Annotated in this window: 16 protein-coding genes; 5 read left to right on the forward strand and 11 right to left on the reverse strand. The window is 54.4% G+C overall.

Going from position 1 to position 16,754, the window contains the following annotated elements; genetic code table 11:
• Positions 1-366 precede the first annotated feature (366 nt).
• The 6 genes from cotE to ACQ4N8_RS26920 form a co-directional block, all read right to left on the reverse strand.
• Positions 367-912 carry an outer spore coat protein CotE gene (cotE, locus tag ACQ4N8_RS26895; protein WP_430707438.1) on the reverse strand — a complete coding sequence of 182 codons (546 nt, stop codon included), beginning with the start codon at positions 910-912 and terminating at the stop codon, positions 367-369.
• Between the two features lie 84 nt (positions 913-996).
• On the reverse strand, positions 997-1,971 hold the full coding sequence (locus tag ACQ4N8_RS26900; protein WP_430707439.1) for an aromatic acid exporter family protein: 975 nt from the start codon (positions 1,969-1,971) through the stop codon (positions 997-999).
• A gap of 172 nt (positions 1,972-2,143) precedes the next feature.
• A complete protein-coding gene (locus ACQ4N8_RS26905) occupies positions 2,144-2,977 on the reverse strand; it encodes an ABC transporter permease (RefSeq protein ID WP_430707440.1) in 834 nt (277 codons plus the stop codon).
• Positions 2,978-2,979: 2 nt separating this feature from the next.
• Positions 2,980-3,759: an ABC transporter ATP-binding protein gene (locus ACQ4N8_RS26910; protein ID WP_430707441.1), complete on the reverse strand. Its 780-nt coding sequence runs from the start codon at positions 3,757-3,759 to the stop codon at positions 2,980-2,982.
• Between the two features lie 54 nt (positions 3,760-3,813).
• Positions 3,814-4,818 (reverse strand): ABC transporter substrate-binding protein, encoded by a 1,005-nt coding sequence (locus ACQ4N8_RS26915; RefSeq protein WP_430707442.1) that lies wholly within the window; start codon positions 4,816-4,818, stop codon positions 3,814-3,816.
• Positions 4,819-5,027: 209 nt separating this feature from the next.
• On the reverse strand, positions 5,028-6,545 hold the full coding sequence (locus tag ACQ4N8_RS26920) for a carboxypeptidase M32 (protein WP_430707443.1): 1,518 nt from the start codon (positions 6,543-6,545) through the stop codon (positions 5,028-5,030).
• A gap of 142 nt (positions 6,546-6,687) precedes the next feature.
• On the opposite strand from ACQ4N8_RS26920, the gene ACQ4N8_RS26925 reads away from it, so the two are divergent.
• From ACQ4N8_RS26925 to ACQ4N8_RS26935, 3 genes are read left to right on the forward strand one after another with little or no spacing between them, the layout of a single operon-like run.
• Complete coding sequence (locus tag ACQ4N8_RS26925) at positions 6,688-7,011, forward strand: iron-sulfur cluster biosynthesis family protein (RefSeq protein ID WP_430707444.1); 324 nt, start codon at positions 6,688-6,690, stop codon at positions 7,009-7,011.
• Positions 7,012-7,059: 48 nt separating this feature from the next.
• Complete coding sequence (locus tag ACQ4N8_RS26930) at positions 7,060-7,626, forward strand: beta-class carbonic anhydrase (protein ID WP_430707445.1); 567 nt, start codon at positions 7,060-7,062, stop codon at positions 7,624-7,626.
• 44 nt (positions 7,627-7,670) lie between these two features.
• Positions 7,671-8,846, forward strand: coding sequence for a MalY/PatB family protein (locus tag ACQ4N8_RS26935; RefSeq protein ID WP_430707446.1), 1,176 nt, complete (start codon positions 7,671-7,673; stop codon positions 8,844-8,846).
• 519 nt (positions 8,847-9,365) lie between these two features.
• On the opposite strand, the gene ACQ4N8_RS26940 is transcribed toward ACQ4N8_RS26935, so the two are convergent.
• The 4 genes from ACQ4N8_RS26940 to ACQ4N8_RS26955 all read right to left on the reverse strand — a co-directional run bounded on the left by ACQ4N8_RS26940 (position 9,366) and on the right by ACQ4N8_RS26955 (position 12,807).
• Positions 9,366-10,193: an ABC transporter permease gene (locus ACQ4N8_RS26940; protein ID WP_430707447.1), complete on the reverse strand. Its 828-nt coding sequence runs from the start codon at positions 10,191-10,193 to the stop codon at positions 9,366-9,368.
• Positions 10,190-11,221, reverse strand: coding sequence for an ATP-binding cassette domain-containing protein (locus ACQ4N8_RS26945; protein WP_430707448.1), 1,032 nt, complete (start codon positions 11,219-11,221; stop codon positions 10,190-10,192). Before ACQ4N8_RS26945 ends, ACQ4N8_RS26940 begins: the two co-directional genes overlap by 4 nt.
• A 121-nt stretch (positions 11,222-11,342) precedes the next feature.
• Positions 11,343-12,083, reverse strand: a complete 741-nt coding sequence (locus ACQ4N8_RS26950; RefSeq protein WP_430707449.1) for a class I SAM-dependent methyltransferase — start codon at positions 12,081-12,083, stop codon at positions 11,343-11,345.
• Positions 12,084-12,117: 34 nt separating this feature from the next.
• Positions 12,118-12,807 (reverse strand): glycosyltransferase, encoded by a 690-nt coding sequence (locus tag ACQ4N8_RS26955; protein WP_430707450.1) that lies wholly within the window; start codon positions 12,805-12,807, stop codon positions 12,118-12,120.
• Between the two features lie 242 nt (positions 12,808-13,049).
• On the opposite strand from ACQ4N8_RS26955, the gene ACQ4N8_RS26960 reads away from it, so the two are divergent.
• The gene (locus ACQ4N8_RS26960; RefSeq protein ID WP_430707451.1) at positions 13,050-13,760 is read left to right on the forward strand and encodes a GT-D fold domain-containing glycosyltransferase; all 711 of its coding nucleotides are present in this window, start codon (positions 13,050-13,052) and stop codon (positions 13,758-13,760) included.
• 249 nt (positions 13,761-14,009) lie between these two features.
• Here ACQ4N8_RS26960 and ACQ4N8_RS26965 read toward each other — a convergent pair whose 3' ends face one another.
• Positions 14,010-15,560, reverse strand: a complete 1,551-nt coding sequence (locus tag ACQ4N8_RS26965) for a UDP-N-acetylmuramoyl-L-alanyl-D-glutamate--2,6-diaminopimelate ligase (RefSeq protein WP_430707452.1) — start codon at positions 15,558-15,560, stop codon at positions 14,010-14,012.
• A gap of 335 nt (positions 15,561-15,895) precedes the next feature.
• On the opposite strand from ACQ4N8_RS26965, the gene ACQ4N8_RS26970 reads away from it, so the two are divergent.
• The gene (locus tag ACQ4N8_RS26970; RefSeq protein WP_430707453.1) at positions 15,896-16,660 is read left to right on the forward strand and encodes a histidine kinase dimerization/phospho-acceptor domain-containing protein; all 765 of its coding nucleotides are present in this window, start codon (positions 15,896-15,898) and stop codon (positions 16,658-16,660) included.
• Positions 16,661-16,754 lie beyond the last annotated feature (94 nt).

The following is a 16,754-nucleotide window of genomic DNA, read 5'->3' on the forward strand; positions in this document are numbered from 1 at the left end:
GTGGCGTCGTAACCCCGAGGATACTCTACTTTTTTGTGTTTTGGATAGACTCCAAAACTTGGTACACAAACAATTTTACGTCATCGGACTTCGCCGAAATAGCGCCATTTTGTTCCCTTATTTTTTCGCCTGAGCTTTTCAACGGGCTTACTTTGGCTGTTTTCCCAACTCGAAGAGCCGCCGGCCATGCTTGCGTTATTCCAGGAATCTTCTTCTAGGCAGGCAGAACACCCACTATAAACCGGCCAAAAAAAATTCCACAAAAAGAGGGCAGCCGCCCTCTTCGACGACGCCCCTGCCGCATATGCTACACTGTAGCCCGAACACCTTGGTACTTACCCATCCGACTATCGGAACAAACATGAATCACAGTTCGTCGTCGAGGAGATCCGGATCCAGATCTTCATAGTCTCCGAGTTCGGAGCCGAAGTCATAATCCTTGTCTTCGATGTCGCCCCCCGGCACAACAAGGACGTTCAGCTTCGTTTCGGCGACCAGTTCCACCGCGAATTCGCGCTCCACCCGAATGGAGACGCGGCCGTCTCCCGACACGCTGGCTTCGACGGTGCTCGGTTCCTGCGTGGCTTCCGCAGAGACCTCTACCGTAGAGGAACGGTGTCTGGAATCCAGGTAGCTGAGCGGCACATTCTCGACATAAGATACCGTTTCCTTGGCGACCTCGGTCTGCGAGTTCTTATCGTACGAATACCAGATGTTAATATCGTAAGTACCAATAACTTCAATTCCGTCTCCCGCAGCGACCGCTTCGTACTGGTGGTTGATGATCCAGGCCCCCAGTATGCTCGACGGTTTATGAGGCGGAGTCACGGTATGTGTTACGGTAGAGAACTTACGACCTTTTCCGCAGATCGCTTTCGTGATGATCTCTCTACTTTGATATTTCAATGACATGTTAGAACCTCCTCCATACATCATTCACTAAAAGTGTATGCAGGACATTCGTCTAGGGTGACAACTATTTTATCAACGTATTTTTCAGCCCCGAGCCTGATCCGCCGCCATCCGCGATACGGGGGCTTTATTTTTTTTGGAAATATCGAGATATAAAGAAAGCTCGCGGCACAGCTGCAAAATGGCCGAACGGATTTCAAACTCCTCGCGCGTCGACGGCAGCTCCATCTTTTTAAACTCCTGTTCCAGCTCCGCCAGCATTTGCTCGGTAATCCCGGTATACTCCTCCTGGTTCACGTCCACGCTAAGCCGGTCAAACAACAAGGCCGCAAATTCCCCTTGGGGCATCCGTTGGTACACCTGGGAGATCAGCTCCAGCATCCCTTCGATTCGCTCCAACTGCTGCTTGCGCATATAAAAATACACCGTCCAAGCTTCGTTCGGAAAGATCATCTGATTCTCGAGCGCCCGCCGGGCCGTGGACAGGCCTTCACCGACCAAGCGCGCCGCCTCCGTCAGCTCTTTGCCGTCCCAGAGATGGTACGGATCGCGCAGCGAGCTGGCGATTTGCCGAAAAATAACCGAAAAATGACCCTCTACCTTCCTTCGGGTTTCCAATAACTTGTCTTCCGTCTTCGGCATGTACAGGAAATTGACCGCCATCGCCGATCCCAAGCCGATGACGAGCAGCTCCACCTGCGTCAGCAATACATGCCATGAAATTTCTTCCCCGCCGAACACCCGGAACACGACGACCGAGCTGGTGACGATCCCTTCCTTGAAGCCGGATTTCGTGATAAGCGGGAAAGCGATCAGAATATAAATGGCCAGCACCCAAATATGAAACCCTAATATGTAAAAAATGCCGAAGGCCAGAAGCAGGCCCAAGATCGATGCGAAAAATCGCGACGAAATCGAAGCAAGACTGCGCTTGCGCGTCACGTCCACCCCGAGGATCGCCAGCAGTCCGGCGGAATTGGCTCCGGCCACCCCCGCAAAATCCGCGATGAATATAGCCAATAGTGTAGCGATAGCTGTTTTGATTACCCGAAATCCCATGAAAACCACCTTTTTTTGTCGAAACCTATGAAAATATCCTACTTGATTTTCAGCTTCCATACAATCCCATCTTCAGCCTTCAAAAAAATAAGGCCCTTTTTTCACCTCCGTTTCCGGAGGCAGAGAGGTGAAACGGCCCGCGCAAATGCCTCAACCACAAAAAAAAGGAGCGTTACCGCTCCCGGACCAGCTTCCGTTCGATGTAGACGACCAGCTGATACATCCCGGTGGCCACGACCGCGATGATGACCAGGCTGGAGAGGACCAGCGTAAAGTTGAACACCTGAAAACCATAGACGATCAAGTAACCGAGGCCGATCTTGGCGACGAGGAATTCCCCGACGATTACGCCGACCCAGGCCATGCCCACATTGACCTTCAGCGTGGACACGATGGTAGGGAACGAAGCCGGCAATATCGCTTTGAGGAACACGTCGCGGCGGTTGCCGCCAAACGTACGGATAACCTTGACCAGGTTCGAGTCCACTTCGTTGAAGCTGTTGAACACGACCAGCGTGGTCACGATCACGGTGATCGACAGCGTGGTCACGACGATCGCGGTGAAGCCAGCGCCAAACAGCACAATAAAGATCGGGCCCAGAGCCACCTTCGGCATACTGTTGAATACGACCATGTACGGGTCCAGCACTTTGGACAAAAACGGCGACCACCAGATGAGCACGGCGAGCAGCGTGCCCAGCAGCGTGCCCAGCAGGAAGCCTACCGCCGTTTCCCCGACCGTCATGGCCAGATGCGGCCATAACTCGCCGGTCACCGCGTCCTTGACGATTTGCCGTCCCACCTTGGACGGGTAGCTGAAGATCAGCACGTCGATCCACCTCAGCTGTCCCGCGAGCTCCCATAGTCCGACGAACATCACCAGCAGCAAGGTTTGGACGCTTAGCACCCATCGGCTCAACCGGCGCTTGCGTTTGCGATGCTGGTTCCACTTCTCCTGCAGCCAGGCATCCTGGCCGGAAGACGGTTTGGCATCAGGCGAAGCCATGGCTATCCCTCCTCTCTCTCCGACGTTTCGAGGTCCCGCCATATTTCGTGAAACAGCTCATTAAAGCCCTCTGCTTCCCTGGCGTAAAACGGCTGGGCGTTTCGGATATTCTCCGGGACGGCGTACATGCTGCGCATCCGGCCCGGTTTCGAAGCCAGCACGATCACCCGGTCGCTGACGGCGATCGCTTCCGACAGATCATGCGTAACCAGCACGCCCGTCTTCTTCCGCTGCTTAAGCGTTCCCCACACGAGATCCTCGAGCTGCAGTTTGGTCTGATAATCAAGCGCCGAGAACGGTTCATCGAGCAGCAGCAGTTCCGGATCGGTCGCCAGCGTCCGAACGAGCGCAATCCGCTGGCGCATCCCGCCGGACAGCTGGTGGGGATACAGGTCTTCCGTATCCCCCAGTCCCATTTCGGCGAGCAGCGACCGCGCGTGTTCGATGCTTGCCGGCGTCAAGCGGCCGGTCAACTCGAGGCCCAGCTTCACGTTGCCCAAGATCGTTCTCCAAGGGAACAGATAATCCTGCTGCAGCATGTAGCCGACCTCCGGCGTCGGTCCCGCGACCGGCTTGCCGCGCAGCAGGACTTCTCCCCGGGATGGGGACAAGAGGCCCGCCATGACGGAGAGAAGCGTGGTCTTGCCGCATCCGCTGGGACCGACCAGACTGATGAATTCGCCCGGCTCCACCGCCAAATTCATCCCTTGCAGCGCAAGCGTGGCTTCCCGGTCCGTGACGTAGACCAGATCCAGGTTTTTCAGTTCCACGACAGAAGACAAAAGCGATCACGCTCCTTTTAAACGCATGAGTTGGCATCGGATGCGGTTCGGCGATTACTTGACCGATTTGACGGCCTCTTCGGCAAACGAATTGTTCACCAGCTTATCGGGCGTTACCCGCTCACTCAGTTCGCCGGCACTCTCCATGACGTCAAGCAGATTATTCCAGGCATCCTCCGCCAACGCCGGCGTTTCCGCATACGTCCCCTGTTCCAGGTACCGTTTGATGGAGCTCACCAGAATATCCATATCCGTGTCCTTGAAGTAGGGCGCCACCGTTTCGGCCGTCTCCTCCGGCGTATGCGCCTGCACCCAGAGCTGCGCTTTATGGATCGCATTCGTAAATTTCTGCACGATTTCCGGATGGTCGTTCATGTAGCTTTGCTTCGTCATGAATACCGTGTACGGTAGCTTCCCGCTTTCGGTCCCGAACGAAGCGACGACGTGGCCTTTTCCTTCGCGTTCGATGATCGAAGCTTGAGGCTCGAACAGCTGCACGAATTCCCCCGTCCCGGAAGAGAAAGCGGCGGCGATATTGGCGAAATCGATGTTTTGGATCAGCTCCAGATCCTGGTGCGGGTCGATCCCGTGCTTCCGCAGCGTAAACTCGCCGGCCATTTGCGGCATCCCTCCTTTGCGCTGGCCGAGAAAGACGCTGCCCTTCAAGGTTTCCCATTCAAATTCCCCGATAGCTTCCCGGGACACCAGGAACGTCCCATCCGTTTGCGTTAACTGAGCAAAATTGATCACCGGATCCTCCGATCCCTGCTGATACACGTAAATCGACGTTTCCGCCCCGACCAGCGCCACGTCGATCGCTCCCGACAGCAACGCCGTCATCGTTTTATCGCCGCCCGCCGTCGTTTGCAGCTCTACGTCGAGGCCTTCTTCTTTGAAAAAGCCTTTTTCCAAAGCGACATACTGCGGCGCATAAAATACGGAACGGGTGACTTCCCCGATGTTCACCTTTTGTGCCTGGCTGCTTCCTCCGCAACCGCTCAGGGCCGTGGTCAGGAGTACGATGAGCGCGAGCCATAACACAGCACGACGTTTGTTCATGCCGTTCACCTCTCCTTCAAAATAAGCGTTCCTTAGCCAAGCCATGCGCAGCGGTTGGCCAGAACATACTAAATAGTATGCGATGGCCCAACAAAAGGTTAAGAGACCATACGCCGATAAACGGCCAAGCCCGCCATTAGCGCAAAAAAACTGCTCCCGAGGCGGATCGCTCCGCTTCGAGAACAGTCTTCGGGTTTGGCGAAATCGGCTTAAATTCCGTACACCTTTTTAAACTTTTGTTCCAGGTAATCGGCCAAATAATCGGGGTTCAGCTCTTCCCCGGTCACCGCCATGATAAGCTCCGACGGCTTCCGGCTTTTGCCGTATTTATAAATCTTCTCGGTCAGCCATTCCTTGATCGGCTGGAAGTTGCCGTCGGCGATAAAGCCTTCGAACTGCGGCATTTCTTTGCGCAGGGTATTCGAGATTTGAGCCGCATACATGTTGCCCAGCGCGTAGGAGGGGAAATACCCGAACAAGCCGCCCGACCAGTGCACGTCCTGCAGCACGCCGAGTCCGTCGTTCGGCGGCGTGAGGCCGAGATATGCCTGGTATTTCTCGTTCCATACCTTCGGCAGCTCGCTCACCGGCAACCCTTCATTGAACAACATCTTCTCGATTTCATAACGGATAATGATGTGCAGATTGTAAGTCAACTCGTCGGCTTCGATCCGGATCAGCGAGTTCTCTACGCGGTTGATGCCGCGGTAGAATTCTTCCGGAGCGACGTCCTTCAACTGATCCGGGAAATGCTGCTGCAATTCGCCGAAATAACGCTCCCAGAACGGAAGGCTGCGGCCGACGAAGTTCTCCCAGAATCGGGATTGCGATTCGTGGATGCCCATCGACGTCCCTTGTCCAAGCGGCGAATCGCCCAGTTCGGGAGCGACGTTTTGCTCGTACAACGCATGTCCGCCCTCATGAAGGGAGCTGAAGATCGCGCTGGCGACGTCGTCCTGCTTATAGTTGGTCGTGATCCGGACATCGCCGTGGTTCAGCGTCGTTTGGAACGGATGCACCGTTTCGTCGACCCGGCCGGCTTCGAAGTCGTAACCGATCTCCCCCAGCAGGAACAGGCCAAACTTCTCCTGCTGCCCTTTGTCGAAGAGCTGATCCAGAAACGGCGCTTCCGGTTTGTTGCCGGAGTTCGTTACCGCCTCCACGAGCGGCACCAGCCGATCGCGCAGCTGTCCGAAGACCCGGTCCACCTTCTCCACCGTCAAATCCGGCTCATACATATGTAGCAGCGTGTCGTAACGGGTTGCCTTCGGACCCCAGTAGTCGATGAACTCCTGCGTCTTCTCCACGATTTGCGTCACATAAGGCTCAAAGCCGGCAAAATCGCCGTTTTCCTTGAAATCCTCCCACATCGTTTCGGCATGCGCCGTCAGTTCGGTATATTCGCGGAATTTTTGCGGCGGGATTTTGACGCTTCGGTCGTACTCCTCTTTCACTTCAAGGACCATTCTGCGTTTGATGTCGTCCAGTTCGTCCAGAACGGCAGGCTGGTTCAGGTAATCCAAATATTCCCCCATTTCCGCCGAGGTTTGCAGCTTAAAGGCTTCCGTGGACAACAGGCCGATCGTGGCCGCGCGGGTCTCCGCCCCTTTCCTCGGCGCTCCGGTCCGAAGGTCCCAATTCATTAAAGCGACCGCTTCCCCGTAGCCATGGATTTTTTGCAGAAGCTCGCGAAAAAGCTCCCATTTCTCAACCGTTTCCTGTCTCATGACAACTCCCGCCTTTACTGGTGAAATTTACTTGCTACTCTTGATGATACTTTTAACAAAACGTATAATCAAATTTTAAGACGGGGATTTCTCTTTTTTTTGAAATATCGATCACCTAAATGCAAAGGAGCTGTCAACTTCAATGAAAATGACGCTAACGGCGACTGCCGAGAAATTGATTTCGGATGCGTTGGCCGATAGGCCCGGCATGCTGCGGCTCGTTTATGATACGGAAAATTGCGGCTGCGGCATGAGCGGCGTTCCGGGGGTTCACATCGTCCGCGAGCCCGGCGCCTACGACATTCCGATGGAAAGCGCCCCTTACCCTTTTTGGATCGACAAGATGCAGGCGGTCTTTTTTGAGAACGAGCTTACGCTGAAGGCGGAAGAAACGGGCGGTACCCTTCGTTTGGACGGCCCATCCCAATTCTATAAATCGAACATCCGTCTCGTCGATCGCCGGTAATACGATGCGAGGCCCTAAACACTAAATGGATAGAGGAGGCAGTTCAGGATGAGCCAACTGCAAGCGATTTTGGAGTTCAACCGGAAATTCGTAGAGGATAAGGAATACGAGAAATATATGACGGATAAATTTCCCGAGAAGAAGTTGGCGGTCGTTACCTGCATGGATACGCGGCTCGTTGAGTTGCTTCCCAAAGCGATGAACCTGCGCAACGGCGACGTAAAGTTGATCAAGAACGCCGGCGCCGTCATTTCCCAGCCCTTCGGGAGCGTCATGCGCAGTTTGCTGGTCGCCATTTACGAATTGCATGCGCAGGAGGTCTTCATCGTCGGACACACCGGCTGCGGGATGGCCGCGCTGAATTCGGACCGGATGATCGGCTCCATGCGGGACCGCGGGATTTCCGATGATGTGCTTAACACGCTGGAGAACTCGGGCATTAAGCTCAACAAGTGGCTGCGCGGATTCAATAACGAAAAAGAAGGGGTTATCCGAACGGTCGGCATCGTCAAGAACCACCCTCTGCTCCCCGCCGATATTCCCGTGCACGGCATGCTGATCGATTCAACGACCGGTGAGCTGGAAGTCGTCATTGACGGGTACAAGGAACAATAGACAAACCGAGAGAGAGCTTCAAATCGGAAAGGATGGAGCATAAGATGACCTATCAATTGGACGAACGGATGCCGCGAAGAGGGACATTATCCGTGAAGTGGGATCTCGGCCAAGAGTTGTTCGGCGATGCCGGCGTATTGCCGCTGTGGGTGGCCGATATGGACTTTAAATGCGCACCGGCCATCGTCGAGGCCGTCACCGAGCGGGCGAAGCTGGGAATTTACGGTTATACCACGCGGACGCAAGAGTATCTGGATGCGATCACCGGCTGGTTTCAGAAGCGTCACGGCTGGTCCATCGACGCCTCGTGGCTGACGGATACGCCGGGCGTCGTGCCTGCGATCAGCGTGGCGGTGCAGGCTTTCACGGAACCGGGGGATGCCGTGATTCTGCAATCACCGGTGTATAACCCGTTTTACGACGTGATTCTTAAAAACGGCCGCCGGGTTGCCGAAAACCCGCTGCTGCTGAGAAACGGGCGTTACGACATGGATTACGGCCATCTGGAATCCCTGATGCAAAACGGAGCCAAGCTGATGCTGCTGTGCAGCCCGCATAATCCCGGCGGCCGGGTCTGGTCGAAGGACGAGCTGGTACGGCTTGGCGAGCTATGCGCCCAATACGGCATCAAGGTCGTTTCGGACGAAATCCATTGCGATCTCGTGTTCAAGGAGCATCGCCATTATCCGTTCGCGTCCCTCTCGCCGGCTCATGCCGATCGGACGGTCACCTGCCTGGCTCCCTCCAAAACGTTTAATATGCCGGGCCTGGAATCCTCCTTCACCGTTATCTCGAATCCGCAAATGCGGGAAAGGTTTGCCGACCGGATCGATGCGTTGGCCATCGGCTCGGTGAACTACTTCGGACCTGCGGCTACGATAGCCGCTTATAATGAAAGCGAGGATTGGGTGAATGCCGTCCTGGAGTACGTACGAAGCAACCGCGATTATACGGTCGCTTACTTGGCCGAGCATTTGCCCCAGCTGACTCCGGTTCTTTCCGAAGGAACCTACCTGCTGTGGGTCGATTGTCGGGCGCTGGAGCTAGGCTCGGCGGAGCTGAAGGAATTGATGTATCGGGAAGCCAAGATCGCCTTTAACGAAGGCTCCATCTACGGGAATGGCGGCGAGGGCTTCCTCCGGATCAACCTTGCTTGCCCCCGCGCCCTCCTGACGGAGGCGCTGGAGCGGTTTAGCGCAGCGGTCGCCGCAAGAACGTAGTGCGCGACCGGTCGATATGACCCTCATTCCGTTGCCTGTGAACGCGCTCTTTGCCACTACCCAACCTCTTTTCGCCAAAGAACCTGACCATGGTCAGGTTCTTTATTTAGGCTTAAGCCAGTTGAGCACGAGAAGCGTGCGAAACAAAAAACCACCCGCTATGCGGGTGGGTAGGATGCAAAAGTTCTAATCGGAGTGTACAAGCTACGACCGGCAAGGCTAACGGACTGAAATGACCTTATTTGCCTATTTCCCGATCATTTCCCTTGCTAACGGACCGGGAAGACCTTATTGACTCAAAAAATGCTGGATCCATCCCAAAACGTGCTGAATAAGGTCTGTGGTGTCCGTTACATTTTAAAACGATGCATTTCGCTGAAATAACGGCTCTTCTGTCCGTTGCTAGACTTTAGTCGTATCAAGAGCAAACCACCCGTTTGAGGGGTGGTTATGATTCCCCCTTTCTCAGACGCACTCGCTCAAAAAAATTTAGAAAGTACATTCAACATGCTGCGAACTTTACGTACGGCGCATGTAAGCGCGAACGGTGATCGGCGCGAAGATCGCCACTATGGCGGCGGCCCCGATCAAGGAGAATACCAGGTCGGCGCCCACCGTTCCCGAATTGGTCAAATCCCGAACGGCGGTAACCAGATGCGAAATCGGATTGATGTTCGCAAACCACTGCAGCCAATTCGGCAGCGTATCGACCGGAACGTAAGCGTTCGAGAGGAACGTGAGCGGAAACAGCACGATCATCGATATCCCCTGCACGCTGGAAGCCGTGCGGGCGATCACGCCGAAGAACGCGAAGATCCAGCTGATTGCCCAGGAGCATGCGATGACGATGACGGCAGCCAAAGCGACGTACCCCAGGCCTCCTTCCGGCCGGTAACCCATGGCGTACCCCATGCCGAACGTCAGCACCGTCGCGATCGTATAACGGATCGTATCGGCGAGCAGCGCTCCGGCAAGCGGAGCAATCCTCGCGATCGGAAGCGATTTGAAGCGGTCGAACACGCCTTTTTCCATATCCTCGCGGAGCTGTACGCCGGTGACCACGGAGGTCGTAATGACGGTTTGCACCAGAATCCCGGGTATGACTACCGGCAGATAACTCTGCACGTCGCCGGAAATCGCCCCGCCAAATATATAAGCAAACATCAAGGTGAAAATGATCGGCTGAAGCGTCACGTCAAACAGCTGCTCGGGCGTCCGCCGGACTTTCAGCAGCCCCCGGTAGGCCATCGTCAGCGAATGGCGCAGCGTACTGCTAAAGCTCGCATGGTTAATCAATTTGCGATTGCTTCCCGCTTTCGCGTAAGTCGTATCCGCATTCGTATTCATACGGTGATCCCCTCCCGTTTATATGCCAGATCGGCTCCTTGCGCGGCCTCTTCCTCCACGCCTTGGCCGGTTATGGTCAAGAACACTTCGTCGAGCGTCGGCTTCTGTACGCTCAGTTCAGCCAGCGGAATGCCGGCTTCGCGCAGCGCCAGCAGCAAATCGGTGACCCGGTCCGCCTCCGCCATCGGCGCGGTTATCTTGCCGGCCTCCGCGGAGATGCTCGCCTTCGCCACCAGCACCCGTTCCACGATCCGGCGGGCTTCCCCCATGGCTTGCGGCTCCCGTATGCGTAAATGCAGCGACGAGGTGCCGATCGAAGACTTCAAATCGTCCACGGTGCCTTCCGCGATCACTTTCCCTTGATCGATGACCGCGATCCGGTCGGCCAACTGATCGGCCTCGTCCAGATACTGCGTCGTCAGCAGCACAGTCGAACCCGTCTTGACCAGGCGCCGGATCGTATCCCACATTTGCGTGCGCGTCCGCGGGTCAAGGCCCGTGGTCGGCTCATCCAGGAAGATCAAAGGCGGCTGAGCGATCAGGCTTGCCGCCAAATCGAGGCGGCGGCGCATCCCGCCGGAGAAGTTCTTGAGCGGACGCTTGGCTGCTTCCGTCAAACCGAATTCCTCGAGCAGCTCCTCGGCTTTGCGCCGCGCTTCCGCCCTTCCCAAACCGAGCAGCCTGGAGAAGATGACCAGATTTTCCGTCGCGCTCAGCGATTCATCCACTGAGGCGTATTGCCCGGTAACCCCGATCAGTTGCCTCACAATGTGCGCCTCCTTCGCCACGTCATGGCCGAAAATACGCGCCGAGCCGGCATCCGGCCGTAATAAAGTAGCCAGCATGCGGATCGTCGTCGTTTTGCCGGCTCCGTTGGGCCCCAGCACTCCGTAAATCATGCCGGTCTTTACCTGTAAATTCACCCCGTCTACCGCACGGTTCGTTCCGAATGTTTTGACCAGTCCGGTGGCCTCGATGGCCAGGTGCTTGTTGTTTCTCGAATTTGCGAATTTTTGCATATCCGTCATTTTTGATTTCCTCCTAACCCAATGATTTATATTTAGGAGGTTAAACGAAGTTTATAAACTGAATTTAAACGGAACGAGCAAAAAGCACACCTTATCGGTGTGCTTCACGAAAGCGGCAAGTTCAATTTATCTTTTTGCTCCGCAGGATCCTTAATTGCTCCAAAGCCTGATCCAACGCTTTTTTCCGTTGATTCATCGCCTGCAGATGCTTCTGCTCCAGCATGGCAAACTGGTTGGAATCCAAACTCATCCACCTCATGAGCTTCCACACGTCCGGTATCGCGTTAGGCTGGACCTTCGGGCGTTTCACGGCTACGCAGCACAAATACTTATGCTGCAGTTCCATTCGCGTTACTTCAAACCAGGGGTTGATGCAGACGCCGAGACTGCCGGCGTAATAAGTCTCTTTATGATCATAGAAGGGATGGTAGCCGTACGGTACCGTTACGATCAAAGTTCCTCCATCGCTCAACAAACGGTAAGCATGGTTTAACAAGATTTCCGGGTTTGCGAAATGCTCCAGGATCTCCCCTAAAATAATCGTATCGAAGAGCCGGTCCCCCTTCATATCGGTGACATCCATTACCATGAATTGAACCTTGGATCGTACCGGAGCCGATTCTTTCGCGAGCTCCTTCCGGGCATACTCTATACTGGACTCTTCCAGATCGATTCCGGTGACCCGCAGCCCTTCGCGGCCAAGCAGTATGGCGCTAATCCCCTGGCTGCACCCTACGTCAAGCACTTTGCTTCCGGTCACGGCGCGGCAGATCCAATGGATTCTGGCCCTTGTCGCTTCATGGGACTCTTCCGAATTGACCTGACCATAATAGCGCTCGCTTACCCGATCATGGATCGCCATCACATTCACCTCCTTCGGGTCAGGGCGTTTGTTCCTAGCTCATAAATTCCTTCAGCACCTTTTGGATGTCCGCGGGACTCAAACGTTCGCGAGGAGAAACCTTCTTCACGGACGTGTTGCCCTGATGGATCACGTTCACATAGTTCCGCGGAGCCAGCAGTTCATGCGGCAAATCGATGACATTTCCGTGAGTGCCCCGTCCCGGAAGCTTAACCCGGTATCCGCTCAAATAGACCGCCGTTTTGTACAAATACACGTAAAACTGCGGCGAACGATGGAAGGTTGGGGCCATCTCTCCCCTGACGCTGTCCCATAAATAGCCATTTTGATTGATCAAAGCGACCGTGCCGGGCTTCGGCCGAACATCATATAATTGCTGAACATATGTCTTGTGGTATAGATCATCGGAATCCAAGCGGGCGATGTACAAATCCTCGCTTTTTCCGGCCCAAGCCTTGATCTGGTTGACGCTCTCGCGATTCGTACCGAACCATATATTTTGCGGAAGGGGCTTTTGTTTCGTCAAGATGTCGCTCACAATCGCCTCCGTCCCCTCGGCGATCTTGAAGATGGCCAGGAAATTCTGATTGGTCTGAGCTTGCAACGATTTGAGCGTATAGCTTCGAAAGATGGCAATGCGTTTCTCCAACCATATGCGCGTAAGCCGCTGAGGATCAAAACCAAAGGTGTTGAAGTTTGACTCGATAATCACTTTTCTCGACATTTCTTTTCCCTCCTTATCCTTTAGCCTTGAAATGCGCTCTGGTGATCCCATTTCTCGCATAAAGGCTACCGATCTTATACCCTATGCTAGAAAGCAGAGAGAGGACAGGACGCATGATGCCTTTTACCGTGAAAATGGTTATCTGTATACCAGCTAAACGATCGGCAGTACAGGCACACAATACGATTTCCTTCCCCAAACATAGAGTAGAATGATCAACAATGTGAAGGGAATGAAATGGAATGCAGCAAGTTTATTTGGAGAGCCAAGACCTGTTAGAGCAAATCGCCGTAAACTTAAGGTCAAAGAAACCTTTCTCGCTGGTACGGATCGGCGACGGCGAGAACTTGGTGCTGTCGCAGGATACCGTATGGCCCATGTCGAAACTGCTTGAGGAGCGGTGGGCGGTCAAAGCGAACAACGGGCAAAAAGGACTAAGCCTGCCTAATTTGACGCTGCGCAACGCCGTAGCCACCTCGATCCGCAAAGCATCCGTGGTAGGAATCTTACCCGCTGGAGACGATTCAATCAAAGCTCCCGATTACTTGAAAAGGCCGCTGACCGACCAAGTCTTCGCCTATTACGGCTTGAAGCCGCCTTTGCTCTGCCATGCCGGCGTTAACCGGGAGCTGGCCCTCATGCCGGAATTTTGGACGCTGCTCACCGGGCGGCGAATCCTGATCATTACGCGGGAAGCCAAGAAACTCAAGGCACGGCTGGAGCAGGACCCGTATTCGCTGAATGTCGTGGAGGCTTTGTCCTTCAACGGGTGGAAGCAGTACAAGTCAACGTTGGAATGGATCAAAGCGCACCCGAACAGCTTTGACGTCGCCCTAATCTCTTGCGGCGTGAATGCGGTGGTGCTGGCGGTGCGGATCGCAGAACTCACGGGCAAAGTGGCGCTGGATTTCGGCAAAGCGACCAATATCATACTCAGAGGACGTCCCAATTGATCTGCTGGGCCCGAAACCGACGAACAGCCTGTAACCCCCGGAAAGGAAGGGTTACAGGCTGTTCCGATTCTTGGCGAGGTCAGCCGCCGATGTGAATAACGCGGTCGGCCCAATCGCGGTATAACGACGGATCGTGGGATACCGGCAGGAAGGACCCTTCCATACCAAATCCTGTTCAAAATAACCGGCCTTCGCCCGATCTGCAAATGGAAACCGACCCTTCAGCCAAAGGTGGATGGATACGGGGGCTTAAGCCAAGACGTCCGGCGAATAAGCCTGGGGTTCGCCGGACGTCACCCGCCACGGCTCGCCGATTCGGGTTCCCGTCATGAGCAAATCCGTAATGACCGCCCGGTCGTCGAAGGGAATTTGCCGACCCTGTACGATCAGATGCGTTTCATGGCCTCTTCCGGCGACGACGACGCAATCGTCACGCCGAGCTTTTGCGATCGCCAGGGCAATCGCTTCTTTGCGGTCCGCGATCGCGGTGTATCGGCCGTTTGGAATCGGTTCGTCCTTCAACCCGTCCAGCATGTCCTTCAGAATGGCCTGAGGGTCCTCCGAGCGGGTGTTATCCGAAGTGAAAACGGCCAGATCGGCATAAGCCGCAGCAACTTTCGCCATGATCGGCCGTTTCTGGCGGTCCTTGTCGCCTTCGCAGCCGCAAACGCAATACAGCTTGCCTTTGGTCATGGCTTTGGCTGTTTTGAGCACGTTCTCCAGCCCGTCCGGATTATGCGCGTAATCTAAAATGACGGTAAAGTCCTGTCCGGCATAAATCGGTTCGAACCGCCCGGTCACACCGGCAAACGCCTCCAAGCTTCGCTTGATTTGATCGAGAGGTATGCCTTCGGTCAAGCCCACGCAAACCGCCGCCAAAGCATTGTACACGTTAAACCGTCCAAGCAGCTTTAAATCGAGCGGGATCGTGCCTTGAAACGTGTTGATTTCCAGGCAAGTCCCATCCGGATGCATCCGGATATTCGTCGCGAACACATCCGCGGTCTGCTCGATGCCGTAAGTCACCACCTGGGCAGAGGTTTTGCGCGCATAAGCGGTAGAAACCGGGTCGTCCGCGTTAAGGACGGCGAATTTCGGTTCCTCCCCATAGCCGCTGCCCAGCTGCGAAAATAGCAGCGATTTCGTCTCGCTGTACTTGTCCATCGTCTGATGATAATCCAGATGGTCATGCGTGACGTTTGTTAGCACGGCCGTTTTGAACCGGCAGCCCCTCACCCGCCCCATGTCCAACGCGTGGGACGAGACTTCAACGACCGCATATTCGGCGTCCTGCTCCAGCATTCTATGAAAATACCGCTGTAAAATCAGAGATTCCGGGGTCGTGTTCGCCGTTTTTTCTATGAACTTCCCGATTCTCATATAAAGCGTGCCGATAAGTCCGGTTTTCTTGCCGTGATCGTTCATCATTTGCTCGATGAGATGCGTGGTCGTCGTCTTTCCGTTCGTCCCCGTGATGCCGATCAAATGGAGGCGACGTGTCGGTTGTCCGTAAAAATAGTCGGCTGCGATCGCCAAGGCACGGCGGGTGTCCGGAACGCGAACGACGGTGACATCCTCCGGCGGATCTGCGAGATCCCTCTCCACGAATACGGCAACGGCCCCTGCTTGTACGGCCTCGCGTATGTATCGGTGTCCGTCGCTTACGCTCCCCGGCAAGCACACAAACAAGCAGCCCTGCTTGACGAAGCGGGAATCGATTTCGATATCCGTAATGTCAAGCATGTCGTCCCCCTGGACGCTTTTGATCAACAAGCGATCCAATAGAAGGTTTAGCTTCATATGATCCCTTCTTTCCCTTGGTGCAGTTCGCCTCCGTTGTTACATGTTGCCCGTTGGTTTTCCCGTTTATTCTACGGCGCAGGACAGATTCCCGGGATTTGGGGCATCTTCGTCATGACCGACAGAGAGTCGAAAAGTTAATAAAATTGGTGGAAATGAGCCGGATCAAGCGGGGCTGGACGAGAGCGAAAGTGGTATTCTGAGAGGGTGTGCCTCTTTCAGCTTTTTAAATTTATGTCAAAGAAGGGAATCCTCCATGAGTAACTACAAATTGCACAAACAGCACCTGCATGATGAATTGATGCGTCGTAAACAGCTCTGGAAACATGTTAGCCTTGCATCGGTTGGATGGAGCGATTACATGCGTCTCCCCTTCCGTGAAGGAGTTTCTGGGGTATACCGAACGGGAAATCCGCGCGACCAAAACGCAAGACCTGCATTTGCTCTGCGATATCGGGTTTCTCTCGCTCACTCGGGATATCAGTCACAGGAAACGGGACGAGCAGCGCGTGATCGAAGACGACAAATTAAACGTCGTCGGCCAATTGGCCGCCGGGATTGCCCATGAAATTCGCAATCCGCTTACGACGCTAAAAGGATTTTTGCAAATACTCGAACGCGAGAAGAACCCCAAAAAGGAATATATACATATCATGAAAGAAGAGATTCGCCGAATCGAAATCATCACGAGCGAAATGCTATACCTCGGCAAACCTGCCCACGACCATAAGGAAGCCTGCAACATCCTGGACATCGTGAAGGACGTGATCGCCTTGCTTCTGCCGGAAACCAATCTCCGGGACATTCCGATCCGGTTTGCCAATTTGCTCGAGTCGGACAACCTGCGGATCTTCTGCAATACCGTGCAAATCAAACAGGTCCTGATCAATACGATCAAAAACGCCATGGATGCTTCCCGTAAGAACGATGTTATCGAAGTGGAGCTCAGCTCAGAGAGGCAGAAAACCGCCATCCGCATTATCGACCAGGGCAGCGGCATCCATCCGGACAATATCGTCAAGGAACATAACGGCATCCATGTAGACAGTAAACTTAACGAAGGAACCACGTTTACCTTGAAATTCCCCGTATTCCGCTGAGCCAAAATAAAGGGGCTGTCCCAAAAGTCATCGTAGACGACTGAGGGACGGCCCTCTATTTTCATTTAGTTAAACAAAAAGAAACCAAACCTTG

The organism is Paenibacillus macerans (assembly GCF_050565405.1).
Taxonomy (GTDB): domain Bacteria; phylum Bacillota; class Bacilli; order Paenibacillales; family Paenibacillaceae; genus Fontibacillus; species Fontibacillus macerans_B.